Below are 26,532 nucleotides of genomic sequence, written 5' to 3'. Positions count from 1 at the left end.
CTTGCCCCGTTTCACTGCAGGCGGCGGTCGCGAGACCCGAGCCGTTCACCGTTGAGTAGCGTTCCCTATGAGCATCAAGTCCGACAAGTGGATTCGCCGCATGGCCGAAGAGCACCGAATGATCGAGCCGTTCGTGCGCGATCAGGTGCGCGTGACCGAGGACGGCCGCAAGATCGTGAGCTACGGCACGTCGAGCTACGGCTACGACATTCGCGTCGCCGATGAATTCAAGATCTTCACGAACATCAATTCCACGATCGTCGATCCGAAGAATTTCGACGAGAAATCGTTCGTCGATTTCAAGGGCGATGTCTGCATCATTCCGCCGAATTCTTTCGCGCTCGCCCGCACGGTCGAATATTTCCGCATTCCGCGCTCGTGCCTGACCGTGTGTCTCGGCAAATCGACCTATGCGCGCTGCGGGATCATCGTCAACGTGACGCCGTTCGAGCCGGAATGGGAAGGCTACGTGACGCTCGAATTCTCGAATACGACACCTTTGCCTGCCAAAATCTACGCAAACGAGGGCGTCGCCCAAGTCCTGTTCTTCGAAAGCGATGAAATGTGCGAGACGTCGTACGCGGATCGCGGCGGGAAGTATCAAGGGCAGCACGGCGTGACGCTGCCGAAAACCTGATCATCGCCGCGCTTTCAGAAACGCACACGGCAAACGCTTGTCGAAAGACCGCTGGCTTCGAGATCGCTTCTCGGGCAGCGGTCGTTCCATTTGGAGAATCGCCTCATGAAGTTCCGCTTTCCCGTCGTCATCATCGACGAAGACTTTCGCTCCGAGAACATCTCGGGTTCCGGCATTCGGGCGCTCGCCGAGGCGATCGAGAAAGAAGGCGTCGAAGTCCTCGGCCTGACGAGCTATGGCGATCTCGCCGCGTTCGCGCAGCAGTCGAGCCGCGCGTCGTGCTTCATCTTGTCGATCGATGACGACGAGCTGTTGCCTTACGCCGACAACGTCGTCGTGGAAGGCGACACGCCGGAGCTGGCGTCGGCGATCGTCGCGCTGCGTGCGTTCATCAACGCTGTGCGCCGCCGCAACGCGGACATTCCCATCTTCCTGTACGGCGAAACGCGCACCTCGCGCCACTTGCCGAACGACATCCTGCGCGAGCTGCACGGCTTCATCCACATGTTCGAGGACACGCCGGAGTTCGTCGCGCGGCACGTGATCCGCGAGGCGAAGGTATATCTCGATGCGCTCGCGCCGCCGTTCTTCAAGGAACTGGTGCAGTACGCGGACGAGGGTTCCTATTCGTGGCACTGCCCGGGGCATTCGGGCGGCGTCGCGTTCCTGAAAAATCCGCTGGGGCAGATGTTTCACCAGTTCTTCGGCGAGAACATGCTGCGCGCGGACGTCTGCAACGCGGTCGAGGAACTCGGCCAGCTGCTCGATCACACCGGGCCGGTTGCGGCGTCGGAGCGCAACGCGGCGCGCATCTTCGGCGCGGATCATCTCTTTTTCGTGACCAATGGCACGTCCACGTCGAACAAGATCGTGTGGCACGCGACCGTCGCGCCGGGCGATATCGTGCTGGTGGACCGCAACTGCCACAAGTCGATCCTGCACGCGATCACGATGACCGGCGCGATCCCCGTGTTCCTCACGCCGACGCGCAACAACTTCGGCATCATCGGGCCGATTCCGCGCGACGAGTTCAAGCCGGAGAACATCCGCAAGAAGATCGAGGCGAATCCGTTCGCGCGCGAGGCGCTCGCGAAGAATCCGAAGGTGAAGCCGCGCATTCTGACGATCACACAGAGCACGTATGACGGCGTGATCTACAACGTCGAGATGATCAAGGACCTGCTCGGCGACATGCTCGACACGCTGCATTTCGATGAAGCCTGGCTGCCGCACGCCGAGTTTCACTCGTTCTATCAGGACATGCACGCGATCGGCGCGGGCCGTCCGCGCACGGGCGCGCTCGTGTTCGCGACGCACTCCACGCACAAGCTGCTCGCCGGCATTTCGCAGGCGTCGCAGATTCTCGTGCAGGACAGCGAGAACAGCGCGTTCGATCGGCATCGTTTCAACGAGGCGTATCTGATGCACACGTCGACGTCGCCGCAATACGCGATCATCGCGTCGTGCGACGTCGCGGCGGCGATGATGGAAGCGCCGGGCGGCGAGGCGCTCGTGGAGGAATCGATCGCCGAGGCGCTCGACTTCCGCCGCGCGATGCGCAAGGTCGATGCCGAATACGGCGACGACTGGTTCTTCAAGGTGTGGGGCCCGGACGCGCTGGCGGAAGAGGGCATCGGCGACCGCGAGGACTGGATGCTGAAGCCGAACGACCGCTGGCACGGCTTCGGCGCGCTCGCCGAAAACTTCAACATGCTCGACCCGATCAAGGCGACGATCATCACGCCGGGACTCGACGTGGACGGCGAATTCGGCGAGTCCGGCATTCCGGCCGCGATCGTGACGAAATATCTGGCGGAGCACGGCATCATCGTGGAGAAGACCGGGCTGTACTCGTTCTTCATCATGTTCACGATCGGCATCACCAAGGGCCGCTGGAACTCGATGGTCACCGAGCTTCAGCAGTTCAAGGACGACTACGACAACAACCAGCCGCTGTGGCGCGTGCTGCCGGAATTCGTCGCGCAGCATCCGTCGTATGAGCGCATCGGCCTGCGCGATCTCTGCGGGCAGATTCACAGCGTTTATCGCGCGAACAACATCGCGCGTCTGACGACGGAGATGTATTTGTCGAGCATGGAGCCGGCGATGAAACCGTCCGAAGCGTTTGCGAAACTCGCGCACCGCGAGATCGACCGCGTGCCGATCGACGAACTCGAAGGCCGCGTCACGTCGATCCTGCTCACGCCGTATCCGCCGGGCATTCCGTTGCTGATTCCGGGCGAGCGTTTCAATCGCACGATCGTCGATTATCTGCGTTTCGCACGCGAGTTCAACGAGCGCTTCCCGGGTTTCCACACGGATATCCACGGCCTCGTCGGCGAGATGATCAATGGGCGTATCGAGTATTTCGTCGATTGCGTGCGCAATTGATGCTTGCCTGATCCGCTGCTGCAAAAACAAACGGCCCTGCAAAAGGCCGTTTGTCATTTCAGGAACGCCGATCGTTCAGATCAGGCCTTCCGCCTTCATCGCCGCGTGCACGCCCGGACGCGCGCCGACGCGCTCCTGATACGCGACGAGCGCCGGCCACTTGCCGAGGTCGAGATCGATGTACTTCGCCCAGCCGAGCACGGTGAAGAGATAAGCATCGCCGATGCTGAATTCGTTGCCGAGCAGGAACTGCTTGTCGTCGATTTGCTGCGCGACGTAGGCGAGACGGCGTTCGAGATTGGCCATCGCGGCTGCTTTCGAGTCGCTGCTCGCGGCCGGATTGAAGAACGGCGAGAAGTTCTTGTGCACTTCGGTGCCGATGAACGTCAGCCAGCTTTGCAGGCGATAACGCGCCATGCCGTCGTTGAGCGGCGCGAGATGCTTGGCCGGCACCTGGTCGGCGATGTACTGCATGATCGCGGGGCCTTCGGTCAGCAGTTCGCCGTTGTCGAGCAGGAGCGCGGGGACGTAGCCCTTCGCGTTGATCTTGTTGAAATCCGCGCCGCTCGCGGTGAGCTTGGTCTTGAGGTCGACGGCTTCGATTTCGTAAGCCAGTCCGGATTCTTCGAGAGCAATATGCGATGCGAGGGAACAGGCGCCTGCTTTGTAGAACAGTTTCAAAACAATTTCTCCAGGGTGAGTCGGCACGATTATGAAGGAAGTCGTTTGTGCGTGGCTGACCGGATTGTGAAATTGTCTGTGTCGTGGGTGGAGATAAATGCCTGCGTTAAATCGGATTTTTCGTGCGTTTATTCTGGATTGCCAAGTATAGAGTTGAGATTCAACGCTCGAACCCAACGACTCGTTAATCGATCACGAACTTTCGCGGCAAGGTCGGGCCGCCAGCCGGCGGCATCGCAAACCCGGCATCCGCGGCCATATCGTGAAGCGCGATCTCGATGCTCTCGCACATCGCGTTCAGCGCGAGGTCGTTCTCTTCGAGGCCGAACGGATCTTCGATCTGCGCGGCGATCGCTTCCAGCGCCATGAACGCATACGCCACCAGCAGCGCGAACAGCGGCGTGAGCACCCCGGCGCCATCGACGAGCCCGAACGGCAGCATCACGCAGAAGAGGTAGATCGTGCGATGGATCATCACCGAGTACGAAAACGGCAGCGGCGTGGTCGCGATGCGCTCGCATCCGCCGATCACATCGGAAAGCGCGTTCAGATTGTGCTGAATCGCGAGCATCGCATAGCCGTCGAGCGTGCCTTCGCGCCTGCGCTCGGCGACCCATTCGCCGAGCCAGAGCAGAATCAGCGCGGGCCGGTACTTCGCGGCCGCGACGCGCGCGTGCAAATCGGATGGCAATCGCGGAGCCAGGTCAGAGAGCGCATCGGTGCCGCGCAACTGATGCCGAAGCGCATGCGCCAGTGCGCCGAGCGCCGCGAGGAAAGGCCGCGACTGGGCGCGGTCCCGCGGCTCCGGCAGCGATAAAACCTGCTGCGCCAGTGCGCGCGACGTGTTGAGCAACGTCCCCCACAATTTGCGGCCTTCCCACCAGCGCTCGTAACTGGCGCCATTGCGAAACCCGAGAAACACGGCAAGCGCGATACCCACGAGTGCGAACGGCGGCGTGCCGAGGCCGATCGGATAATGGCGCATGTGGTCGTGCATGAAAATCGCCGCCACCGACAGCGCGAAGATCAACCCGAGGCGCGGCAGCAGTTGCGGCAGCACGGACCCGTGCCACACGAACAGCAGTCGAAACCAGTTGAGCTTGGGGCGGATGATCATGACGGGTCGTTTCGATGAGCGCGAGTCAGCAACATCCGATTATCTCGAAAATACCGGCCGTCGCGCAGAGACATGGCGACGCGTCCGGAAAAGAAAAAGGCCGTCCATGCGAACGGCCTTCGATGTCACGCGGCAAACGTGGCGGGCGGCACGATCAAAGCGATTCGCGCGCCGCCTTCGCCGCCGCGCGCACCTGATCCGGCGCGGTGCCGCCGGGGTGATTGCGGCTCGCGACCGAGCCCTCGAGCGTCAGATATTCGAACACGTCCTCGCCGATCAGATGTGCGACGTTCGGCAGTTCGCGGCGCATCTCGTCGAGCGACAAATCGGCGATATCGCACTCGCGATCCACGCAAATGCGCACCGCATGCGCGACCGCCTCGTGCGCGTCGCGGAAGGGCAGGCCGCGCTTCACGAGATAGTCCGCGAGATCGGTGGCGGTCGAGAAGCCTTGCAGCGCCGCCGCGCGCATCGCTTGCGGCTTGACCGTGATGCCCGCCGCCATTTCCGCGAAGATGCGCAGCGTGTCCGCGACCGTATCGACGGTATCGAAGAGCGGTTCCTTGTCTTCCTGATTGTCCTTGTTGTACGCGAGCGGCTGGCCTTTCATCAGCGTGAGCAGCGCCATGAGATGGCCGTTCACGCGGCCCGTCTTGCCGCGCGCCAGTTCGGGCACGTCGGGGTTCTTTTTCTGCGGCATGATCGATGAACCCGTGCAGAAACGGTCCGCCAGATCGATGAAGCCGACGCGCGGGCTCATCCACAGCACGAGTTCCTCGGAGAAGCGCGATACGTGCGTCATGACGAGCGCGGCCGCCGCCGTGAATTCGATCGCGAAGTCGCGGTCGGACACCGCATCGAGCGAATTCGCGCAGATGCCGTCGAAGCCGAGCGTCTTCGCGACCGCGTGACGATCGATCGGATAGCTCGTGCCGGCGAGCGCCGCCGCGCCCAGCGGCAGACGGTTCACACGCTTACGCAGATCGCGCATGCGCTCGGCATCGCGCGAAAACATCTCGACGTAGGCGAGCAGGTGATGACCGAAGGTCACCGGCTGCGCCACCTGCAGATGCGTGAAGCCCGGCATGATGGTGTCGGCGTGTTTCTCGGCCATGTCGATGAGCGCGAGACGCAGATCCGTAAGCAGGCCGCCGATACGGTCGATCTCGCCGCGCAGCCACAGGCGGATATCGGTGGCGACCTGATCGTTGCGCGAGCGGCCGGTGTGCAGGCGCTTGCCGGCATCGCCGATCAGCGCCGTCAGCCGCGCTTCGATGTTCAGGTGCACGTCTTCCAGATCCAGCTTCCACTCGAACTCGCCGCGCTCGATTTCGCCCTTGATCTGCGCCATGCCGCGCTCGATGGCGGCGAGATCGTCGGCGCCGATGATCTTCTGCGCCGCGAGCATCGACGCGTGCGCGAGCGAGCCCTGAATGTCGACGAGCGCGAGCCGGTTGTCGAAGAACACCGACGACGTATAGCGCTTGACGAGCTCCGACATCGGCTCGGAGAAGCGAGCCGACCAGGCTTCGCCTTTTTTGTGGAGTTGGGACGTCATGGTGATTTTCTCAACGGAGGGTTTGGCTTCGATTCGACTTCGGGAAGACGAAAATTTTAACATTCGGCACTATTCGGACCCGACGAGGATCACGAGCTTCAAATCTTCCCGATGCGCCGGCTTGAACGTGATCTGGTTGAACACGAGAGGCCCGCGCGACGGATGATTGAACGCGCGTTCGCCGCCTTCGCGCTCGAACACGTCCTGCGACGCCCAGAATCGCGCGAAGGCGGCGCTCGCGGCGCTCAGATCGTCGATGAGCGTGCGGGTCGGTGCGTCGTTCAAATGGCGGATCGAATCGGCGCGGAATTCGGCGGCGAGGCGTCGCGCGCGCGTTTCCCAATCGACGATCAACGCGCGCGCCGCCGGCGATGTGAACGTGTAGGTCAGCAGGTTGCGGTCATGCTCCCCATCCAGCCAGCCGACGAATAACGCCGAGGCATGCTCGTTCCAGCGCAGCGCGTTCCACTGACGGTCGAGCACGTAGGCCGGTGCGCCGATCAGCGCGACTGTCTGCAGCAGCGCGGCGGGCGCGTCCTGGCTGGCGGGATCGGGCTCGGCGGGATCGCGCTGGGCGGCGAGTTCGAACAGATACGCGCGTTCGGCGCGCGACAACTGCAGCGCGACGGCGATGCGCGCGAGCGCATCGGCGGAAGCGGACACGGGACGGCCTTGCTCGATCCACGTGTACCAGGTCGGGCTCACGCCGCACAGTTGCGCGACTTCCTCGCGGCGCAGGCCGGGCGTGCGGCGGCGCGGACCGGCCGCGAGACCGACGGCCTGCGGCGAGAGCCGTTCGCGATGCGCGCGGATGAATTCGCCGAGCGCATGCGCGGGCGTTTCGGCGAGGGGTTCGGTTTTGTCGGTGTGATTCATTCAAACGTCGACAGGTGGTTTCTATACCGGAATATCTGCACAACTTGTACTGGTACAACGTGGGCTCTATTGTAGCGGGCAGACCTTCCCCACATCGAACCGGAGAGCGCGATGAAACACCACGACCAGGTCGCAGACGCATTCGGCAGCACTGCCGCCGCCTATCTCACGAGCGCCGTCCACGCGAGCGGCGCCGATCTTCAGAGCCTCGCGGCGACTTTCGCGGCCACATGCGGCAACGCGATCGTGCTGGACATGGGCTGCGGCGCGGGGCACGCGAGCTTCGCGATTGCGCCGCATGTGCGGGAGGTCGTCGCGTACGACATCGCGCCGCAGATGCTCGCGACGGTCGAAGCCGCCGCGAAGGAGCGCGGCCTGACGACGATCCGGACGCAGCAGGGCGCCGCCGAAACGCTGCCGTTCGCGGACGGCACGTTCAACTGGGCCGTGAGCCGTATGAGCGCGCATCACTGGCGCGACGTGCCGGCCGCGTTGAGGGAAGCGCATCGCGTGCTGAAGCCGGGCGGACGGCTCAGGTTCATCGATATCGCGGGTATCGACGATCCGCTCTACGACACGCATATTCAGGCGATCGAACTTCTGCGCGATGCGTCGCACATCCGCGACTATCGCGCCGATGAGTGGATCGCGATGCTCGATGAAGCCGGTTTCGATGCGCAGGTGACCGAGCGCTGGCGCATTCCGCTGGAATTCGAGTCGTGGGTGACGCGGATGCGCACGCCGGCCGAGCGCGTGGTGGCGATCAGGTCGATGTGGACCAGTGCGCCCGATGAAGTGCGCCAGTACTTCGGGGTGAAGGACGATTGCTCGTTCGAGCTGGATGCGGTGATGATCGAGGGGAATCGGAGGGGGTGAAGGGTGTTGGGCTTCTATGGATGGCCCGGTTTCGCGGTGGTCTATTAGCACTGCCCCTCCCCGGGGCGGGGGTCACTTTCTTTGCTGCTGCAAAGAAAGTAACCAAAGAAAGCAGCTCGTTCAGGCCCGAGGTCACACGCACGTTGGCCATGCTTGCCAGCAGGAAGCGGCACTCGCCTAAGTGTCGCCCTCGAAGGTCTAACTGGGCTTGGCTCGCGCACGGTCTGACGCATCGCACTACAGAACAAACTGGTTCAGCACCATATAGCTCCAGCCCGCTTCGCGGCCGACCGGTCAATCGGGTCTGCGCGCGCTTCTTCTCGACGGTTTCCCTCGCATACCCAACGGCAGCGCGTAGCGCTGTGCCGAAGCTCTTTCGTGCTGAACCAGCGCCCTAACGCAACTAGCTCGTCAGACCGTGCGCGAGCCAAGCCCGGTCAGTCCTTTGGGGGCGACACTTAGGCGAGTGCCACTACCGGCTGGCAAGCATGGCCAACGTGCGTGTGACCGCGGGCGGTGAGAAGCTGCTTTCTTTGGTTACTTTCTTTGCAGCAGCAAAGAAAGTGACTGCCGCCCCGCACAGGGGCAGTGCTAATAGACCGACGCGCAAACGGGATCCGGCGAAAACCCCGCCACACCCCTACCATCACCCCGTATTCCGCAACCCCGCCGCAATCCCGTTGATCGTCAAATGAATCCCGCGCCGCAAGCGCACGTTCTGATCTCCCGCGCGATGACGCTTCAACAGTTCGACCTGCAAGTGGTTGAGCGGATCAAGATACGGAAACCGGTTCTTGATCGACCGCGCGAGCAGCGGATTATCCGCAAGACGATCGCTCTTCCCGGTGATCTCGGCGAGCACGTCCGACGTGCGCTGATGCTCCGCGACGATCTTGTCGAACACCGTCTTGCGCAGCTTCCTGTCCGTGACGAGCTGTGCATAACGCGACGCAACCGCGAGATCGGTCTTCGCGAGCACCATGTCCATGTTCGACAGCAGGTTTTTGAAGAACGGCCACGTCTTGTGCATCTTGCGCAGCGTAGCCAGCCGCTTCGCGCGTTCATCGTCGGAGCCGGACTTGTCGAGATAGGCCGTCACCGCGCTGCCGAAGCCGTACCAGCCCGTCAGCAACAAACGGCATTGCCCCCACGAGAAGCCCCACGGAATCGCGCGCAAATCCTCGATCTTGCGTTGCTTCGGGTCCTGCAGCTTGCGCGACGCCGGCCGGCTGCCGATATTCAGCTCCGCGATCTCCGAAATCGGCGTCGACAGGAAGAAATAGTCGGTGAAGCCGGGCGTCTCGTAGACGAGCGCACGGTACGCGGCCATCGCGGAATCGGAGAGCGTCTGCATCGTCGCTTCGAATTGCGGCAACTGCGCGGGCGCGTTCTCGTGCGGCAGCAGCGATGCCTCGAGCGTCGCCGCGACCACCGTCTCCAGATTGCGCCGCCCGATCTCCGCATTCGCGAACTTGCTCGCGATCACTTCGCCTTGCTCGGTCAGACGGATTTGCCCGTCGACAGTGCCGGGCGGCTGCGACAGAATCGCCTGATAGGTCGGGCCGCCGCCGCGTCCGACCGTGCCGCCGCGGCCGTGGAACAGACGCAAGGTCGTGCCGCGTTCCTTGAAGAGCGTAACCAGCGCCAGTTCCGCGCGATACAGCTCCCAGTTCGACGTGAGGAAGCCGCCGTCCTTGTTGCTGTCCGAATAGCCGAGCATCACTTCCTGCTCGTTGCCCTGATTTTCGATCAGCTTGTCGATGCCCGGCAGCGCGAAGAACTCGCCCATGATGACCGGCGCATTGCGCAAGTCGGCGATCGTCTCGAAGAGCGGAATCACCATCAGGCCGTCCCGCGGTGAATCGTCTTTGGCGCCCAGATAGCCTTGCAGCACGCCGGTTTCCTTCTGCAGCAGCATCACTTCGAGCAGGTCGCTGACGGTTTCCGTGTGCGAGATGATGTAGTTGCGCACCGCGCGCGCGCCGAACTTCTGACGCGTCTCGCGCGCGGCTTCGAGCACGCCGAGTTCGCTCTTCGCGAGATCGGAATACTGCGCGTAGGGAAGACGCAGCGGACGCGGTTGCGCCAGTTCCTTCAGCAGCACGTCGCGCTTGTGCTCTTCGGACAGCGACGCGTAATCCGCGACGACGCCCGCACGCGCGAGCAACTCGGTCACGACTGCTTCGTGAATATCGGAGCTCTGCCGCAAGTCGATGCTCGCGAGATGGAAGCCGAACACTTCGGCGGCGCGCGCGAGCGGCGACAACCGCAGTGTCGACATCGACGCACCGTGATGCTCCGCGAGCGAATCGATCAGCACGTGCAGGTCGCGCACGAATTCGGAAGCGTCCGCGTAGGGCTTCGCGCGAATCTGCGGCTGGCCGGCGCCCGCGCTGCGCACCGCGACGACGCCTTCGCCGAGCCGCACGCGAGCACTCGCCGCAAGCCGCGTGTACATGCCGATGAGCGCGCGCCGATACGGCTCGTCCGTGCGATGCGGCGACTGATCCGGAGAGGCATCGGCGAGCGCCTTCAACGCATCGCTCGAACCGGCGAGCAGGTTCGACACGGACAATTCCGCGCCGAGCTTGTGCGTCTCTTCCAGATAGTGTTCGAAGATCACGATCGCCTGACGGGTGATCGCGGTTTCGAGCGTTTCGCCGGTGACGAACGGATTGCCGTCACGGTCGCCGCCGATCCAGCTTCCCATCTGGAAGAACGGCGGCAGGCGCACGGGCAGGCCGTGCTCGGCGAGCGCGCCTTCGATATCGGCATAGAGCGCGGGAATCTCCGCGAGGAAGGTCGCGCGATAGTAGGAAAGCGCGTTGTCGATTTCGTCGGTGACGGAAAGCCGTGTTTCGCGCAGCATGCGCGTCTGCCACAGCGACGTCACCCGCGCGCGCAGCACGGCTTCGTTCTGGGCGCGTTCGCGGACGGTCAGTTCCTGATCGCGTTCGGCGAGCAGGCGCGCGATGTCGTGCTGAGCATCGAGAATGCTCTTGCGCGAGACTTCGGTCGGGTGCGCGGTGAGGACGGGCACGATCAGCGCATCGCCGAAAAACTTGTCCAGCAGCTTGCGCGTCGCGCTGATGTTCTTGTGCTCGCGCATCCGTTCGATAGCATAGGCGATCGTGCCGGGCTGCGAAACGGAACCCGCGAGCGCGTGAATGCGGCGGCGGCGATTGTGGTGCCGGTCTTCCGCGATATTCGCCAGATGCGAAAAGTAGCTGAACGCACGCACGACGGACACCGTCTGCTCCGGCGACAGCGCGCGCAGCTTCTTCTCCAGCGTCTGCGCGGCTTCGCTGTCGTCTTCGCGGCGGAACTTCACGGCCGTCTGACGAATGGCTTCCACCACGTCGAACACGGCGTCGCCTTCCTGCTCGCGCAGCACTTCGCCGAGCAGGCGGCCGAGGAAGCGGATGTCCTCGAAGAGCGGGCGGTCCTTGTCGTCGCGGGTGCGGCTCGCGGGTTTCGCAGCGGCCGCGCCGTTGGCGCGCGGCGCTTTCGCTTTGGTCGCGACGCGTTTGGCCGCGGCCTTGATGCCCGGCCTCGGTTTCGGCGCGATCGCCGCTTTCGATGCCTTCGCCGCCGTGGCGGCCTTCGTGACGATGGGCGACGACGCCGGGCGCGGCGCGTCGGAGGAGGAAGACTTGGGCAATGCGGCGTTGCGGCGCGCCGGGCGAGCCGATCCAGAAGACGTCACGTTGGGTTCCTCTCAGAAGCTGCGAAGCCAGGGACCACATCGACGTGATGCAACCCGGACGGGCGCCGCATCGGGCAGGAAACCGCAGGCCGTGCGAACGGCCGTGCGTCAAACCGGCGACAGCATGCCGCGGCGTTTAGCGGGCCCCGAAGCGGTCATCGCGCGCGAAGCGGCCTGCGCCGTCGTTCACCCGGATACAAACGCGCCACGGACGCCCCGAAAGGCGCATCGGACAAGGCTCTCGCGCGCTGCCCATGTGTCAGTGGACTCTGGCGTGCGTGCTACCATTGTTCGCTAATGTCTATTCATCCATCCCGTCATTCGATCGAGCATCAATGAATTCCGAGACGCATTCAACGACACCGCCCGCGAGCATCACCATCGCTTCGCGGGAAAGCCGGCTTGCGATGTGGCAGGCCGAGCATGTGCGGTGTGCGCTGCACAAATTATATCCATCTTGTGACATAAAAATCCTCGGAATGACGACGCGTGGCGATCAGATTCTGGATCGCACGTTATCGAAGGTCGGCGGCAAGGGTCTCTTCGTGAAAGAGCTCGAAGCCGCGCTCGCCGAAGGCCGCGCCGATCTCGCCGTGCATTCGCTGAAAGACGTGCCGATGGAACTGCCCGAAGGCTTCGCGCTCGGCGCCATTCTGGAGCGTGAAGATCCGCGCGACGCCTTCGTGTCGCCGCACTACGAATCGCTGGAAGCGTTGCCTGCGGGAAGTATCGTCGGCACTTCGAGTCTGCGCCGCGAAGCGATGATCCGCGCGCGCTTTCCCGCGCTCGAAGTGCGTCCGCTGCGCGGCAATCTCGACACGCGTCTTGCCAAGCTCGATCGCGGCGAATATGCGGCGATCATCCTCGCGGCCGCCGGACTGAAGCGCCTCGGTCTCGAAGCGCGCATCCGTGCGCTGCTCGATCCGTCGGAGAGCCTGCCGGCGGCGGGGCAGGGCGCGCTCGGCATCGAGATGCGCGCGGATCGCGCCGATCTCGCCGCGTGGCTCGCGCCCTTGCACGACGAACACACCGCGCTCGCGGTCGAGGCGGAACGCGCGGTGTCGCGTGCGCTCGGCGGCAGTTGCGAAGTGCCGCTCGCGGCGCATGCCGTGTGGCGCGAAGGCGCGTTGCATCTGCGCGGCGCCGTGGCGATGCCCGACGGCAAGCGTGTGCTGCGCGCCGAAGAAACCGTGCGTTCGCCCGATCTCGCCGACGCGCTCGCGCTCGGCAAGCGCGTGTCGGCGGATCTCGAAGCACAGGGCGCAATGGATATCGTCAACGCACTCACCACGATGAGCCGCGCCGATGCCCCCAACGCCGCGCCCTCGGGGCCGAAGTCCTGATGGCGAGCGAGCGCCGCGCCACCGTCATCGTCACGCGTCCGGGCGGACAGTCGTCCGCGTTGCTCGCGCTCCTCGCGAGCGCCGGCTTCGACACGCTGGAATTCCCGCTGATCGATATCGCGCCCGTCGCCGACGATGCACCGCTGCGCGCCGCGCTCGACGAGCTCTTTCTGCCGCCCGACGCACCGGGGCGTTACGCGCTGGTGGTGTTCGTGTCGCCGAATGCGATCGATCATGCGTTCGGCCGGCTCGGCGCGCCGTGGCCCGCCGATCTGCCCGTCGCGGTCGTGGGTCCGGGATCGGTCGCGGCGCTCGCGCGGCAGGGCGTGCACGCGCCCGCGCATCGCGTGATCAGTCCATCGACGGAAGACGCTGATCCCCGCTTCGACTCGGAAGCGCTCTACACCGCGATCGAAGCGCATTTCGGCACGAACGGTCTCGAAGGCAAGCGCGTGCTGATCGTGCGCGGCGACGGCGGCCGTGAATGGCTCGCCGAACGGCTCGACGAGGCGGGCGCGCGGGCCGAGAAAGCCGCCGCGTATCGACGTGTGCTGCCGGAGCCGTCGATGCAGAAGTGGGAGCGCATCCACGAACTGCTCGCGGGAAAGCCGCACGCGTGGCTGCTGACGAGTTCCGAAGGCGTGCGCAATCTCGACGAGCTCGCGCACGAGCATCTCACCGCCGACGAAATCGTGCTGCTCAAACGCACGCCGGTCGTCTGCCCGCACCCGCGTATCGCCGAGGCCGCGCGGGGAGCCGGTTTTGATAGGATTACGGTGTCCGGCGCGGGCGACGAACGCATCGCACACTCGCTGGAAGCGCTGTTTCCGCCCGACACCGCCGCAGCAGCCGCGCAGGCGGAGTCACAACGCAACTCACGCGATCCGGAGGCCCACGCATACGCGAGCGCTGCAGCGAGCGCATCGAGCTCGAACCATTCCTCATCCGCGCCGACGGACGCCCATCCGGCCACCGCGCCGGCCCACCAAACGGCCCAATCACGCATGACTGATTCGAACGATTCCAAAAAAGCTTCACCTCAGCCGAACGTGACACCGCCCTTGCCGCCGAACACGCCTTTCACGCCTTTCGAGCAGCAGAAGCGCCGCGGCGGCGCGGGCATCGTGTTGTTGTGGTTCGTCATCGTCATTCTGGCGGTGGCGGCGGGCGCGGGCGCGTTCGTCCTGAATCGCAAGTTCGACCGCGCCGACGCGCAACTGTCGCAGCGCCTCGCCCAGTCCGACGAGCAGAACGCCGATCTGCGCGCGAAAGCCGATCAGGCCGCGAGCGCGACCACCGCGCTGAATACGCAGATCATCCAGTTGCAAGGCAAGCTCACCGATGCCGAAACGCACAGTCAGGCGTTGCAGCAGCAATATCAGGATCTCGCGAGCAATCGCGACGACTGGACTATCGCCGAAGTCGAGCAGATTCTGTCGAGCGCGAGCCAGCAACTGCAACTGACCGGCAACGTGCAGCTCGCGCTCTTCGCGCTGCAAAGCGCCGACACGCGGCTTGCCGCGAGCACCGGCCCGCAGGTCGTCGCGATCCGCAAGGCGATCGCGCAGGACATCGACAAGCTGAAGGCCACGCCCACCACCGATCTCACCGGCCTCGCGATCAAGCTCGATACCGCCATCGACCAGATCGACCAGTTGCCGCTGTCGGGCGAAGCGCCGATCGCACGCGCCCGCGCGCAGACGGCCGAGCCGGCCAACAGTGCGTCGATCGCCGCGGCGACCGGCGAGCCGCGCTGGAAGGTGCTGTGGCATCAGATCACCAACGGCATCGGCCAGCAGTTGTCGAGCCTCGTGTCGGTGCGGCGCATCGACAACGCCGACGCGATGCTCACGTCGCCCGATCAGGGTTATTTCGTGCGCGAAAACGTGAAGCTGCGTTTGCTGTCCGCGCGTCTGTCGCTCCTGTCGCGCAGCGAGCCGACGCTCAAGTCCGATCTGCACGCCGCCGATGCCGCGCTCGCGCGCTACTTCGATGCATCGTCCAGGAAGGTGCAGGCCGTGCGCGATCTCGTGAAGCAGGTCGATCAGGCGTCGCTCGCCGTCGCGGTGCCGAACCTGAACGCCAGCCTCGCCGCCGTCCATCAGTTCAAGCGAGGCGGATGATGACGATTCGTGGACTGATCTGGCTCGCGCTGTTGTTCGCGGTAGCGGTGATCGTCGCGACGGTCGGGGGTTTCAACGGCGGGCAGATCCTGCTCGTGATTCCGCCGTATCGGGTCGACATGTCGCTCAACCTGTTCGCGGTGGCGCTCGTCGTGCTGTTCATCGTGCTCTACGCGGTCATCCGCGCGGTGCGCGGCGTGTGGAAGATGCCGTCGCGCGTCGCTGCGTATCGCACGCGCAGCAAGCTCGCGAAAGCGAATGCGTCGCTGCGCGATGCGGTCGGGCATCTCTACGCCGGGCGCTTCTCGAAGGCCGAGAAGGCCGCGCGCGATGCGCTTTCCGTCGACGCGAACAAGGGCGCAGCCGGGCTCATCGGCGCAAACGCGGCGCACCGTCTGCACGAATATGCGCGCCGCGACGAATGGCTCGCGCAGGTTTCCGGCACGGACTGGCAGGACGCGCGCCTGATGGCGACCGCCGACATGCGCGCCGATGGCCGCGACGCCGACGGCGCGCTCGTCGCGCTCACCGAAATGCAGGCGCAGGGCGGACGGCGCATCCACGCGCAGCAGATCGCGCTGCGCGCGCAGCAGCAGTTGAAGAACTGGGGCGAAGTGCTGAAGCTCGTACGCATGCTGGAAAAGCGCGAGGCGCTGCATCCGGCGGTCGCGGTGCGGCTGCGTCAGGTGGCGGCGGAAAACCTGCTGCGCGACCGGCGGCACAATCCCGACGCGCTGCTCGAACTGTGGCAGTCGCTTTCGGTGACCGAGCGCCAGTCGCCGCGTCTCGCCGATCTCGCCGCGGAGTTGCTGATCGCGCTCGATCGCCGCGCAGAGGCGAAGAAGATCGTCGAGGATGCGCTCGCGCACAACTGGGACGCGCGGCTCTTGCGGCGCTATCCGGATTGCATCGTCGGCGGCGACGCGTTCCCGCTGATCCAGCGCGCCGAAGCGTGGCAGAAGGAACGCACCGAAGACGCCGATCTGCTCTTCACGCTCGGGCGGCTGTGTCTGCATCAGCAGTTGTGGGGCAAGGCGCAGGCGTTCCTCGAATCGGCGCTGAAACTCGCCGACAACGAACCGCTCAAGATCCGCACGCATCGCGCGCTCGCGCGTCTGCACGAGCAACTCGGCGACACCGAAAAGGCCGCGGAGCATTATCGTGCGAGCGCGCTGGCGATGAACGTCGTCTGATCCGCGTCTCGTCGAACGTCCGCAAAAAGCCGCATGAGAGTAACTTTCATGCGGCTTTCTGTTTTTTGTCCACGGGAACGGCGTTTGACGTTGTCTGTACGTTAGCGCACAACGGCGATGCGCCCGACGTGGTCTAGTTTGCTTCCACCAATTCGAAGAACAGGGAGGCGAACGTGAAACGAGGGTTACACAAGCTCGTCGGCCTGGCGCTCGTCGTTTTTCTGTCATGGCCCGATACATCGCATTACTTCGCGCAGGGGGTCATCACGAGCGCACCGTGGACCGGAACGTGGTCGGCCGCGCCTGATGTCACGGCGGATCCCGGCTTCAACAACCAGACGATTCGCCACGTCGTGCATACGAGCATCGGCGGCACGGCGGCGCGCCTGACGTTCTCCAATCTGTTCGGCTCGCAGCCGGTCACGCTCGGCGACGTGCATATCGCGCGGCGGGCGGGCGGGGCACGGACGATCGCCGGCACCGATCGCGCCGCGACCTTCAACGGCCAGCCCTACGTGACGATTCCGGCGGGCGGCACGGTGCAGACCGACGCCATCCCGTTTCAGGTGCCCGCACTCGCCGATATCGCCGTGAGCTTCCATATTCCGTCGCAGACGCAGCCCGGGGCGACCGGACATATCGAGGGCTTGCAGGACAACTGGATCGCACCGGGCGACGTCAGCGCGGACCCGGCGTTCGCGGGCGGCGTCGTGAACGCGACGGGCGAGCAGTCGTACTATTTCCTCACCAATGTCGATGTGATGAACGCCGCGGCGACGGGCGCGGTGGTCACGTTCGGCGCATCGATCACGGACGGGTTTTCATCGACGCCCAACACGAACCGGCGCTGGCCGAATCGGCTCGCGGAGCGGCTGATCCGCTCGGGCATGACGGTCGGTGTGCTGAATCAGGGCATCAGCGGAAACGACTTCTTCACGGACGGCTCGGGCCAGGCCGGACTGAAGCGCTTCGCCCGCGACGTGCTCGGGCAGCCCAACGTGAAGTGGGTGATCGTCTCCGACGATGCGGTGAACAATCTCATCAGCGGCAATCCACCGAGCGCGCAGCAGCTCATCGGCGCGTATCAGCAACTCGTCCAGCAGACGAGCGCCGCGAAAGTGGGCCTGATCTGTTCGACGCTCACACCTTTTCAGGGCCTGGACGAGTGGACGCCCGAAATCGAGAACACGCGTCAGACGGTGAATGCCTACCTGCGCACCAAGGAAAGCGGCTGCGACGCCGTGCTCGATCAGGCCGCGGCGCTGGGCAATCCGTGGGGCTCGACCGATTCCACCGCGTACGCGCGCGCCTACAACAGCGGCGACGATCTGCATCCGGACGATGCCGGCATGTTGGCGATCGCCAATGCCGTCGATCTGTCCTGGTTCGCCGCGCTGCCGCCGGTCAACGCGCCGACGGCGTGCGGACGTATCGCGATGGGCGAGGGCTTTGGCGTCGGCGGAACGGTTGCGGCGTGCGGCGCAAATGTGAAAGTGAACTTGCAGGGCGACGGTTATCTCGTCGCCGTGAGGAATGGCCAGACGATCTGGTCATCGCGCGTGAGCGGCACGCCGGGCGTCGAAGTCCGCATGCTGGAGGACGGCAACCTGGTGATGTACGACAGCAACGGCGCGATGGTCTGGCAGACGCACACGTCGGGCAATCCGGGCGCCTATGCGACTATCCTGCCGAACGGATATCTCGTCATATTCTCGGCGCGCGGCACGGCGCTGTGGTCGAGCGAGGGATGAGAAAAGCGTGCGGGCCGCGCGCGATGTGCGGCCCGAAAAGCGATCAGTACGTGGGAACCGACGGATCGACCTGACGCGACCATGCGTCGATGCCGCCGTACAGGTTGAACGTCTTCGTGAAGCCGCGCGATTCCAGGAACATTGCGACCTGCGCGCTGCGCGCGCCGTGGTGGCAGATGCAGACGATCTGCGCTTCGTCGTCGAGTTCTTCGCTGCGCGCGGGAATGTCGCGCATCGGAATCGTCACGATGTTGTCCATCTTCGCCGTCTGGATTTCCCACGGCTCGCGCACGTCGAGCAGAACGGGAGCGGGGCGCGAGGCATCCGCGAGCCACGCGGCGAGTTCGGGTGCGGTGAGGTTTTGCATGAAGATCCTGACAAGACGCGCGAGGCCGGGCACAACCGGCATCGCGCTTTCAGCTTAGAACTTGAACAGCGACGGATGCACCGCGTTCTTCAGCGGCGCGACGAGCGTCTCGAATACGTCGGACACGCGGAACTGCTTTTCGTCGACGCGCGTGATGACCTGCGCCTTCATGACCGGCGCCGCGCCGACGAACGCGGCAATGCGTCCGCCAATCTTCAACTGTTCGAGAAATTCCTGCGGCATGACCGGCAGCCCGCCCGACACGCAGATCACGTCGTAAGGCGCGCCCTGATCCCAGCCGAGCGCGCCGTCGCCGGTGATCACGTCCACGTTCGTCACGCCATTCGCGGCGAGGTTCTGCTTCGCGAAACCGGCGAGTTCGGGCGAGATTTCGACCGTGGTCACGCTGCGTCCGCGATGCGCGAGCAGCGCCGCCATGTAGCCCGAGCCGCTGCCGATTTCCAGCACGGTCTCGCCCTTGTGAACCGCGAGCTCCTGCAGGATGCGCGCCTCGACCTTGGGCGAGAGCATGCGCTCGCCGCCAGGCAGCGGAATTTCGAGGTCCGCGAAAGCGATGTTGCGGTACGCGGCGGGAACGAAGTTCTCGCGCTTGACGATCGCGAGCAGGTTCAGCACGTCCTGGTCCAGCACTTCCCACGGACGAATCTGTTGCTCGATCATGTTGAAACGCGCTTGCTCGATGTTCATGTTCTATGTGCGTGATGGCGACCGGAGCGGGCTGCATCGCGGCCGGATGCGGGGCTGAAAACTATGCGATTGTAGCAAATGGACGCGTTTTCCCGCCCGTTTCGCGCGCGTGCCGGTGATGGACCTAGTGCGGCAGACGGATATCGAACTTGAAGGTGATGAGCCGTGCGATCAGGATGAACGCCGTCGAAATCAGCACGTTGTAGATCGTGTCGACGTCGAGCCGCTCCAGCCCGAGATAGATCCAGCAGCCGGCGAACGCGCACACCGCGTAGGGGCGCGAGTCGCGCAGGATCAGCGGAATTTCGTTGCAGAGCACGTCGCGCAGCACGCCGCCAAACACGCCGGTGATGACGCCCATCATCGTCGCGGTGAAGGCGGGCATCTGCGCATCGAGCGCGATCGAGGTGCCGGACACGCTGAAAAGGCCGAGCCCGATCGCGTCGGTGATGAGCAGCGCGCGCTGGTCGAAAAGCCGCGACGTGACGCGCAGGAAGATGGGCGCGAAGATCGCCATCGCGAAGATGAGGAGCACGTAATCCTGATGCTCGACCCAGTAGAACGGCCGGCGCGAGAGCAGCACGTCGCGCACCGTGCCGCCGCCGAACGCGGTGACGAGCGCGACGAGAAACGCGCCGACCGCATCGAGCCTGCGCTTGCGCGCTTCGATGAGCCCGGAGAAGGCGTACGCGAAAATCGCGAGCGCCTCCATGATGGTGATGGCGAGGGTGAGCCTAGGATGCACTGTCCGGCCCCGGATCGCGATTCCTGCCGAGACTCTTGTCCTGCGGATGGTTGTGATGACGCGCCGCGCCGCCCGGCTGCAGCAGCACGAGCACCGCGCCCGCGCCGCCGTCGTGCGGGCGCGCCTGACAAAACGCGATCACTTCCGACTTCTGCACGAGCCACGCGCGCACCTTGCCCTTGAGCACAGGCTCCTTGCCGATGGAGCCGAGCCCCTTGCCGTGAATCACGCGCAGGCACCGCAGCCCGCGCTTCACCGATTCGCGGATGAACTCTGCGAGCGCCTCGCGCGCTTCTTCGCGGCGCATGCCGTGCAGATCGAGCTGCGCCTGCACGATCCACGCGCCGCGCCTTAGCTTCCTCACGACTTCCTGGCTGATGCCAGGCCGGTAGAAGGACAGCGTTTCGTCGATGTCGAGCAGGCTTTCGGGATCGTATTCGTCGGAGAGCGCTTCCTGCAGCACGGCCTCTTCGTCGCGACGGCTTTGCAGCGGCACCGGCGGAGGCGGCACGCGCGTGACGGTCGTGCGCGGCGGCGTCCTGAGCGGTTCGACTTCGCCGATCGCGCGACGGAACTCGTCGGCATCGGCGACGACTTCGCGTTCGGCGCGCGCCGCCGCGACGCGTTGCACTTCGCGCTTCTCGGCGTCGGCTTTCAGTGCGCGTTTGAGCGTCGAAAGGCCCGACAGCCCGTCGCGCTTCACGGCGGCGGCGACGTCGCGCGCATCGACTGGCCGGGCCGGTGCGGGCGTGGCCGGTCGCGCCGCTTCTCTGCGCCGGACTTTCGGTTCGTTCGGGTGAGGGAGGTTCTTCGGCATCGTTCGGCCAGCGGAAATCGACAGGAATCAGGCTCGACGCGAGGCGCGCCTCGAATCGAAAACGGGCCGACGGCGTGAACCGTGGCCCGTTTTTATCGCGAGTCGGCGCTATCGGACGCGCCAGAAGCGGACGAACTCCATTCTAGCGGTTCGCCGCGCTCGGCCGTGCCCGGATGGACGCCCGATCAGCGATCCGCTTCGTGGCTCATCGAATGCGGCGTCGGCGTTTCGTCGATGGTCTCGAGATAACGCTGCGCATCCAGCGCGGCCATGCAGCCCGTGCCCGCGCTCGTGATCGCCTGGCGATACACGTGATCCTGCACGTCGCCCGCAGCGAACACGCCGGGGATGCTCGTCGCGGTGGCGTCGCCGGTGGTGCCGCCCTTCGTGATGATGTAGCCGTTCTTCATCTCCAACTGGTTGACGAAGAGATCGGTGTTCGGCTTGTGGCCGATCGCGACGAACACGCCCTGCAGCGCGATGTCCGTGGTCTTGCCCGACTGCGTATCCTTGATGCGCAGGCCGGTGACGCCGGAATTGTCGCCGGTAACTTCATCGAGCACGTGATTCCACTTGATATCGACGATGCCTTCCTTTTCCTTCGCGAGCAGGCGGTCGATGAGGATAGGCTCGGCGCGGAACTTGTCGCGGCGATGCACGACCGTCACTTTCTTCGCGATGCCCGCGAGATAGATCGCTTCCTCGACGGCCGTATTGCCGCCGCCGATGACCGCGACTTCACCGTTGCGATAGAAGAAGCCGTCGCAGGTCGCGCAGGCCGACACGCCCTTACCCATGAACGCTTCTTCCGACGGCACGCCGAGATATTGCGCCGACGCGCCCGTCGCGATGACGAGCGAATCGCAGGTGTACTCGCCCGAATCGCCGATCAGCCGGAAGGGGCGCTCGTTGAGCTTCGCCGTGTGGATGTGATCGAACACGATCTCGGTGTTGAAGCGGCGAGCGTGCTCTTCGAAACGCTGCATCAGTTCCGGGCCCTGCACGCCCGACGGGTCCGCCGGCCAGTTCTCGACGTCCGTGGTGGTCATCAGCTGGCCGCCTTGCGCGAGGCCGGTGATGAGCAGCGGCGACAGGTTCGCGCGCGCGGCGTACACGGCGGCGGAGTAGCCGGCGGGGCCGGAACCGAGAATCAGCACTTTGGCGTGTTTGGGCGAAGACATGATGATGGTCCGTTATTGATGGTCGGCTCGGAAGTACGCGTGGCCTGCAATGCAGCAATATCGACGCCGCTCGTGGCCGGAGAATGCGCGCGACGCTCCCGATGATCCAAATTTAGGTGCAAAAAGGGGATTATAAAGGCCGCCGGAAAAGCCTTCCCGAGTGAACCTTTCAATCGGTTTGATAGCCGTGGACGGCGAGGACCGCCGCATGACTTGCTCGTGACGAGTGTTACAGGTTGCAAGAACGCGTCCGTTTTGCGCCTTTCACCGCAACGCAGCGTTTACAATAGGCCACCGTTCCATGCGGTCCTTGCGTAGAGGCGTGAGCCGCAAAAAAGCGACACAAAGCGACACCGAATCAATGGCCAAAGCTACCTATTCCGCGAGCCCGCAGGCGTTGCCGCACCGCATGTCGCGGCTCTTCACCGAAATTCGCTGGATTCTCCAGGTCGCGCTCGGACTGTTCCTCGTGATGGCGCTGCTTTCGTACAGCCGCAAGGATCCGAGCTGGACCCACGCGGTGAGCGTCGATCATATCGGGAACTGGGCGGGGCGCGTCGGCGCGTACACGTCCGATATCCTGCTGCTCGTCTTCGGGCTGTCTTCCTACTGGCTGGTCGTGCTGCTCGCGCGGCGCATCGTCGCGAATTACCGGCGTCTCATTCAGCACACCACGCAGCCGCCCGCCGTCGATGAAGACGCGCCGCGCGACCGCACCTGGCTTGCCGAAGCGTTCGCGTTCGTGCTCGTGCTGCTCGCGAGCGACGGCATCGAGGCGCTGCGCATGTGGTCGCTCAAGGTGCAGTTGCCGCGTGCGCCGGGCGGCGTCGTCGGCGATGTCGTCGCGCGGCATGTTTCGCATGCGCTCGGCTTCACGGGCGCGACCCTGTTCTTCTTGATCGCTCTCGCGATCGGCCTGTCGCTCTATTTCCGTTTCTCGTGGCTGTCCGTGTGCGAGAAGCTCGGCGACGGCATTCTCAACGCGATCACCGGCGCGCAACTGCGCCGCGAAGCGGGACGCGACCGCAAGCTCGGCGAAGCGGCCGCGGTCAAGCGCGAAGACAAGGTCGTGCGTTCGCGCGAGAAGAGCGAGGATCACGAACCGGTGATGATCGTGCCCGCGGCGCCAGCGCCCGCGCGCTCCGAACGCGCCGAGAAGGAAAAGCAGGTGCCGCTCTTCAAGGACCTGCCGGGCGACTCCACGTTGCCGCCGCTCGCCTTGCTCGATGCGCCGCCGAAGGTCCAGGAAACCATCGCCGCCGATACGCTCGAGTACACGTCGCGGCTCATCGAAAAGAAGCTCAAGGACTTCGGCGTCGAGGTGAGCGTGATCGCCGCGTATCCGGGGCCGGTCGTCACGCGCTATGAAATCGAGCCGGCGACTGGCGTGAAGGGCAGCCAGATCGTCGGTCTCGGGAAGGATCTCGCGCGCTCGCTGTCGCTCGTGTCGATTCGCGTCGTCGAGACGATTCCGGGCAAGAACTACATGGCGCTCGAATTGCCGAACCAGCGCCGTCAGACGGTCAAGCTCTCCGAGATTCTCGGCTCCGAGGTCTATGCGAACGGCGCATCGCCGCTGACGATGGGCCTCGGCAAGGACATCGGCGGCAATCCGGTCTGCGCGGATCTCGCGAAGATGCCGCACTTGCTGGTCGCGGGCACGACGGGCTCGGGCAAGTCGGTCGGCATCAACGCAATGATCCTTTCGCTGCTCTACAAGGCGAGCGCGGATCAGGTGCGCCTGATTCTCATCGACCCGAAGATGCTCGAAATGAGCGTCTACGAAGGCATTCCTCATTTGCTGTGTCCGGTCGTCACGGACATGCGGCAGGCCGGTCACGCGCTCAACTGGGCGGTCGCCGAGATGGAGCGCCGCTACAAGCTGATGAGCAAGATGGGCGTGCGCAATCTCGCGAGCTTCAACACGAAGATCGATGAAGCGAAGAAGCGCGACGAAAAGATTCCGAATCCGTTCAGCCTCACACCGGACGATCCCGAGCCGCTCACGCGCTTGCCGAATATCGTCGTCGTGATCGACGAGCTCGCCGACCTGATGATGGTCGTCGGCAAGAAGGTCGAAGAGCTGATCGCGCGGATCGCGCAGAAGGCACGCGCGGCGGGCATCCATTTGATCCTCGCGACGCAGCGGCCTTCGGTCGACGTGATCACCGGCCTCATCAAGGCGAACGTGCCGACGCGCATGGCGTTCCAGGTGTCGTCGAAGATCGATTCGCGCACGATTCTCGACCAGCAAGGCGCCGAATCGCTGCTCGGCATGGGCGACATGCTCTATCTGCCGCCCGGCTCCGGGCTGCCTGTGCGCGTGCACGGCGCGTTCGTGTCGGACGAGGAAGTGCATCGCGTGGTCGACAAATTGAAGGAGCACGGCGAGCCGAACTATATCGAGGGCATTCTCGAAGGCGGCCTGGCCGGCGACGGCGACGAAGGCTCGGCGGGCGCGGGCGGAACCGGCGGCGCCGACGGCGAGTCCGATCCCTTATACGATCAGGCGGTCGAGGTCGTCATCAAGAACCGGCGCGCGTCGATCTCGCTCGTGCAGCGGCATTTGCGCATCGGCTACAACCGCGCGGCGCGTCTGCTCGAACAGATGGAAAACTCGGGGCTCGTGTCGGCGATGTCGTCGAACGGCAACCGCGAAATCCTGACGCCGGCGCGCGACGCGGAGTGACGCGCGCGTCCAAATGGAGAACATAACGATGAAGCAATTTACGGGGAACCCGCTCACCAAGGCATTCGGTGCGGCGATCTTTTCGGCGACGATGCTGTTCGCATCGCATGCATTCGCGAGCGGCACGGAGCAACTGAAGGCATTCGTGTCGCAAGTCCACGCGGCGCGCGGCGACTTCACTCAGCAGGAAATCAAGGCGCCCGGAAAGACCAACAACGGCGCGACCTCGAACGCCATGCCGACCAAAGGCCAGACCTCCAGCGGCACCTTCATGTTCGCGCGGCCGGGCAAGTTCATCTGGTCGTATCAGAAGCCGTATGCGCAGATCCTGCAGGCCGACGGCGACAAGCTCTACGTCTACGACAAAGATTTGAACCAGGTGACCGTGCGCACGCTCGGCGGCGCGCTCGGCGCGAGCCCGGCGGCGATCCTCTTCGGCAGCAACGATCTGGAGAAGAACTTCAACCTGCGCGATGCGGGCGAGAAGGGCGGCATCGACTGGCTGGAACTCACGCCCAAGGCGAAGGACACGCAGTTCGAGACGGTCGGCATCGGCTTCAGGGACGGCAATCTGCAAGCGATGGAACTGCACGACGTGTTCGGCAACGTCACGTTGCTCACGTTCTCGAATATCCAGAAGAACCCGCCCATCAAGAGCGATACCTTCAAGTTCACCGTGCCGAAGGGCGCGGACGTGATCAACGGCTAATCCGAAGGGCGCGACGAAAGCGCCCTTTTTCATTCGATGGCCGCGTGCGCCGCGGCCATGTCATCGAGAAACGCCTCCACGATCTCCCGCTTCGCGCCCCGCGCGCCGCTCACGCGTTCCGCGCGCGTGACCATCTGAAACGCGACGCGATAGCGCATCGCCTGCGGATTGAGCGCCGCGAGCACGCCTTCCTTCACATAGGGCGCGGCGAAGTGCTCGGGCAGATAACCGAGATGCCGGCCCGAGAGCACGAGCATCGCGACGGCCTCCATGTTGTCCGCCACCGCGCCGATATTGCGCGGCGTGAGCTCGCCGGCCTCGGGCAGCGGATAGCTGCGCCACGCCCAGTCGTGCTCGAAAGCCTGCGCGATGCCTACTTCGCCTGCCCGCGCGAACAACGGATGCTCGCGTCCACAGTACGCGAGCTGATCCTCCGCGAAGATTTCGGTGTATTCGAGCGACGGCACGCGATGCCAGAAGTAGCCGATCGCCATCTGGATGCGCCCCGACAGCAGCATCTCCTCCAACTCGCCCGGCGAGCGCACCAGCACCGCGAAGCGCACGGATTCGTCGCGCTGCCGGAAACGCGCGATCGCCTGACTGACACGCGCATTCGCGCTGACGGGCGTATTGCCGATCATCCCGAGCGTGAGCGAGCCGACGAGCTTCTTGCCGACATTGCGCGCGGTCGAATCGAACGTGTCGATGGCGGCGAGCAGCGTCCGGCACGCCTCGACGAACTGCTCGCCGCGCGAAGTCAGCGCGAAGCCGCCGCGCCCGCGTTCGCAGAGCCGGTAGCCGAGCCGCGTTTCGAGCGTCGCGAGTTGCGTGCTGATGGTCGATTGCCCGACGTTGAGCGTCGCCTGCGCGGACGAAACGCCGCCCGCATCGGCGATGGCGAGGAACACGCGGATCAGGCGCAGATCGAGATCGGAAAGGTGAGTGAACATGGGCGCCACCGATACATCGAAAAATATCGATGTTAAGTTAATTTTATCGCCATTTTATTTTTATCCAGAACTCGCTATTAATTGTCAGATGTCAACGCGAACCCATCTGACGCC

20 protein-coding genes are annotated in these 26,532 nt (G+C 64.5%); 9 read left to right on the top strand and 11 right to left on the bottom strand.

Going from position 1 to position 26,532, the window contains the following annotated elements:
* The first annotated feature begins 67 nt into the window (after window positions 1-67).
* Window positions 68-637: a dCTP deaminase gene (gene dcd, locus ACEN42_RS12140; RefSeq protein WP_035508313.1), complete on the top strand. Its 570-nt coding sequence runs from the start codon at window positions 68-70 to the stop codon at window positions 635-637.
* 105 nt (window positions 638-742) lie between these two features.
* Window positions 743-3,028: an arginine/lysine/ornithine decarboxylase gene (locus ACEN42_RS12135; RefSeq protein ID WP_035508355.1), complete on the top strand. Its 2,286-nt coding sequence runs from the start codon at window positions 743-745 to the stop codon at window positions 3,026-3,028.
* A 75-nt stretch (window positions 3,029-3,103) separates the two neighbouring features.
* Here the strand turns inward: ACEN42_RS12135 and gstA are convergent, their stop codons facing one another.
* The 4 genes from gstA to ACEN42_RS12115 all read right to left on the bottom strand — a co-directional run bounded on the left by gstA (window position 3,104) and on the right by ACEN42_RS12115 (window position 7,260).
* Window positions 3,104-3,709: a glutathione transferase GstA gene (gstA, locus tag ACEN42_RS12130; RefSeq protein WP_250483200.1), complete on the bottom strand. Its 606-nt coding sequence runs from the start codon at window positions 3,707-3,709 to the stop codon at window positions 3,104-3,106.
* A gap of 184 nt (window positions 3,710-3,893) precedes the next feature.
* A complete protein-coding gene (locus tag ACEN42_RS12125; RefSeq protein ID WP_371880072.1) occupies window positions 3,894-4,826 on the bottom strand; it encodes a bestrophin family protein in 933 nt (310 codons plus the stop codon).
* A gap of 154 nt (window positions 4,827-4,980) precedes the next feature.
* On the bottom strand, window positions 4,981-6,384 hold the full coding sequence (argH, locus tag ACEN42_RS12120; RefSeq protein WP_035508320.1) for an argininosuccinate lyase: 1,404 nt from the start codon (window positions 6,382-6,384) through the stop codon (window positions 4,981-4,983).
* A 69-nt stretch (window positions 6,385-6,453) separates the two neighbouring features.
* The gene (locus ACEN42_RS12115) at window positions 6,454-7,260 is read right to left on the bottom strand and encodes a helix-turn-helix transcriptional regulator (protein WP_371880071.1); all 807 of its coding nucleotides are present in this window, start codon (window positions 7,258-7,260) and stop codon (window positions 6,454-6,456) included.
* Between the two features lie 111 nt (window positions 7,261-7,371).
* On the opposite strand from ACEN42_RS12115, the gene ACEN42_RS12110 reads away from it, so the two are divergent.
* Window positions 7,372-8,136 (top strand): methyltransferase domain-containing protein, encoded by a 765-nt coding sequence (locus ACEN42_RS12110; protein WP_371880070.1) that lies wholly within the window; start codon window positions 7,372-7,374, stop codon window positions 8,134-8,136.
* Window positions 8,137-8,782: 646 nt separating this feature from the next.
* Here the strand turns inward: ACEN42_RS12110 and ppc are convergent.
* Window positions 8,783-11,842 carry a phosphoenolpyruvate carboxylase gene (gene ppc, locus ACEN42_RS12105; RefSeq protein ID WP_187607259.1) on the bottom strand — a complete coding sequence of 1,020 codons (3,060 nt, stop codon included), beginning with the start codon at window positions 11,840-11,842 and terminating at the stop codon, window positions 8,783-8,785.
* 335 nt (window positions 11,843-12,177) lie between these two features.
* On the opposite strand from ppc, the gene hemC reads away from it, so the two are divergent.
* The 4 genes from hemC to ACEN42_RS12085 all read left to right on the top strand — a co-directional run bounded on the left by hemC (window position 12,178) and on the right by ACEN42_RS12085 (window position 18,252).
* A complete protein-coding gene (hemC, locus tag ACEN42_RS12100) occupies window positions 12,178-13,185 on the top strand; it encodes a hydroxymethylbilane synthase (protein WP_371880069.1) in 1,008 nt (335 codons plus the stop codon).
* Window positions 13,185-15,308, top strand: coding sequence for a fused uroporphyrinogen-III synthase HemD/membrane protein HemX (hemDX, locus tag ACEN42_RS12095; RefSeq protein WP_371880068.1), 2,124 nt, complete (start codon window positions 13,185-13,187; stop codon window positions 15,306-15,308). Before hemC ends, hemDX begins: the two co-directional genes overlap by 1 nt.
* The gene (locus tag ACEN42_RS12090) at window positions 15,308-16,501 is read left to right on the top strand and encodes a heme biosynthesis protein HemY (protein ID WP_187607387.1); all 1,194 of its coding nucleotides are present in this window, start codon (window positions 15,308-15,310) and stop codon (window positions 16,499-16,501) included. Before hemDX ends, ACEN42_RS12090 begins: the two co-directional genes overlap by 1 nt.
* Window positions 16,502-16,674: 173 nt before the next feature.
* On the top strand, window positions 16,675-18,252 hold the full coding sequence (locus ACEN42_RS12085; protein WP_371880067.1) for a GDSL-type esterase/lipase family protein: 1,578 nt from the start codon (window positions 16,675-16,677) through the stop codon (window positions 18,250-18,252).
* Window positions 18,253-18,295: 43 nt separating this feature from the next.
* On the opposite strand, the gene ACEN42_RS12080 is transcribed toward ACEN42_RS12085, so the two are convergent.
* The 5 genes from ACEN42_RS12080 to trxB form a co-directional block, all read right to left on the bottom strand.
* Window positions 18,296-18,619, bottom strand: a complete 324-nt coding sequence (locus ACEN42_RS12080; RefSeq protein ID WP_035505448.1) for a rhodanese-like domain-containing protein — start codon at window positions 18,617-18,619, stop codon at window positions 18,296-18,298.
* A 54-nt stretch (window positions 18,620-18,673) separates the two neighbouring features.
* Window positions 18,674-19,327 (bottom strand): protein-L-isoaspartate O-methyltransferase, encoded by a 654-nt coding sequence (locus ACEN42_RS12075; RefSeq protein WP_371880066.1) that lies wholly within the window; start codon window positions 19,325-19,327, stop codon window positions 18,674-18,676.
* Window positions 19,328-19,451: 124 nt separating this feature from the next.
* Entirely contained in the window at window positions 19,452-20,039 is a 588-nt protein-coding gene (locus ACEN42_RS12070) for a trimeric intracellular cation channel family protein (protein ID WP_187607386.1), read from the bottom strand.
* A gap of 22 nt (window positions 20,040-20,061) precedes the next feature.
* Window positions 20,062-20,889: a Smr/MutS family protein gene (locus ACEN42_RS12065; protein ID WP_187607254.1), complete on the bottom strand. Its 828-nt coding sequence runs from the start codon at window positions 20,887-20,889 to the stop codon at window positions 20,062-20,064.
* 185 nt (window positions 20,890-21,074) lie between these two features.
* Complete coding sequence (trxB, locus tag ACEN42_RS12060; protein ID WP_035505263.1) at window positions 21,075-22,070, bottom strand: thioredoxin-disulfide reductase; 996 nt, start codon at window positions 22,068-22,070, stop codon at window positions 21,075-21,077.
* 361 nt (window positions 22,071-22,431) lie between these two features.
* On the opposite strand from trxB, the gene ACEN42_RS12055 reads away from it, so the two are divergent.
* Together ACEN42_RS12055 and lolA are read left to right on the top strand one after the other, a co-directional pair.
* Complete coding sequence (locus ACEN42_RS12055; RefSeq protein WP_187607253.1) at window positions 22,432-24,759, top strand: DNA translocase FtsK; 2,328 nt, start codon at window positions 22,432-22,434, stop codon at window positions 24,757-24,759.
* Between the two features lie 28 nt (window positions 24,760-24,787).
* Window positions 24,788-25,468 carry an outer membrane lipoprotein chaperone LolA gene (gene lolA, locus ACEN42_RS12050; protein WP_238210025.1) on the top strand — a complete coding sequence of 227 codons (681 nt, stop codon included), beginning with the start codon at window positions 24,788-24,790 and terminating at the stop codon, window positions 25,466-25,468.
* A gap of 29 nt (window positions 25,469-25,497) precedes the next feature.
* Here lolA and ACEN42_RS12045 read toward each other — a convergent pair whose 3' ends face one another.
* Complete coding sequence (locus ACEN42_RS12045; protein WP_238210026.1) at window positions 25,498-26,418, bottom strand: LysR family transcriptional regulator; 921 nt, start codon at window positions 26,416-26,418, stop codon at window positions 25,498-25,500.
* Window positions 26,419-26,532: the final 114 nt, after the last annotated feature.

It is taken from the genome of Caballeronia sp. S22, from assembly GCF_964261745.1.
Lineage (GTDB): Bacteria > Pseudomonadota > Gammaproteobacteria > Burkholderiales > Burkholderiaceae > Caballeronia > Caballeronia jiangsuensis.
Note: the sequence above shows the minus strand (reverse complement) of the source record. Positions and strands in the feature narration are given on the sequence as shown.

Bases quoted from the DNA above. Each gene is read 5' to 3' on its own strand.
- dcd (WP_035508313.1), top strand. From the start codon at position 68: ATGAGCATCAAGTCCGACAAGTGGATTCGCCGCATGGCCGAAGAGCAC.
- ACEN42_RS12135 (WP_035508355.1), top strand. From the start codon at position 743: ATGAAGTTCCGCTTTCCCGTCGTCATCATCGACGAAGACTTTCGCTCC.
- ACEN42_RS12125 (WP_371880072.1), bottom strand. From the start codon at position 4,826: ATGATCATCCGCCCCAAGCTCAACTGGTTTCGACTGCTGTTCGTGTGG.
- argH (WP_035508320.1), bottom strand. From the start codon at position 6,384: ATGACGTCCCAACTCCACAAAAAAGGCGAAGCCTGGTCGGCTCGCTTC.
- ACEN42_RS12115 (WP_371880071.1), bottom strand. From the start codon at position 7,260: ATGAATCACACCGACAAAACCGAACCCCTCGCCGAAACGCCCGCGCAT.
- ACEN42_RS12110 (WP_371880070.1), top strand. From the start codon at position 7,372: ATGAAACACCACGACCAGGTCGCAGACGCATTCGGCAGCACTGCCGCC.
- hemC (WP_371880069.1), top strand. From the start codon at position 12,178: ATGAATTCCGAGACGCATTCAACGACACCGCCCGCGAGCATCACCATC.
- hemDX (WP_371880068.1), top strand. From the start codon at position 13,185: ATGGCGAGCGAGCGCCGCGCCACCGTCATCGTCACGCGTCCGGGCGGA.
- ACEN42_RS12090 (WP_187607387.1), top strand. From the start codon at position 15,308: ATGACGATTCGTGGACTGATCTGGCTCGCGCTGTTGTTCGCGGTAGCG.
- ACEN42_RS12080 (WP_035505448.1), bottom strand. From the start codon at position 18,619: ATGCAAAACCTCACCGCACCCGAACTCGCCGCGTGGCTCGCGGATGCC.
- ACEN42_RS12075 (WP_371880066.1), bottom strand. From the start codon at position 19,327: ATGAACATCGAGCAAGCGCGTTTCAACATGATCGAGCAACAGATTCGT.
- ACEN42_RS12070 (WP_187607386.1), bottom strand. From the start codon at position 20,039: ATGGAGGCGCTCGCGATTTTCGCGTACGCCTTCTCCGGGCTCATCGAA.
- ACEN42_RS12065 (WP_187607254.1), bottom strand. From the start codon at position 20,889: ATGCCGAAGAACCTCCCTCACCCGAACGAACCGAAAGTCCGGCGCAGA.
- trxB (WP_035505263.1), bottom strand. From the start codon at position 22,070: ATGTCTTCGCCCAAACACGCCAAAGTGCTGATTCTCGGTTCCGGCCCC.
- ACEN42_RS12055 (WP_187607253.1), top strand. From the start codon at position 22,432: ATGGCCAAAGCTACCTATTCCGCGAGCCCGCAGGCGTTGCCGCACCGC.
- lolA (WP_238210025.1), top strand. From the start codon at position 24,788: ATGAAGCAATTTACGGGGAACCCGCTCACCAAGGCATTCGGTGCGGCG.
- ACEN42_RS12045 (WP_238210026.1), bottom strand. From the start codon at position 26,418: ATGTTCACTCACCTTTCCGATCTCGATCTGCGCCTGATCCGCGTGTTC.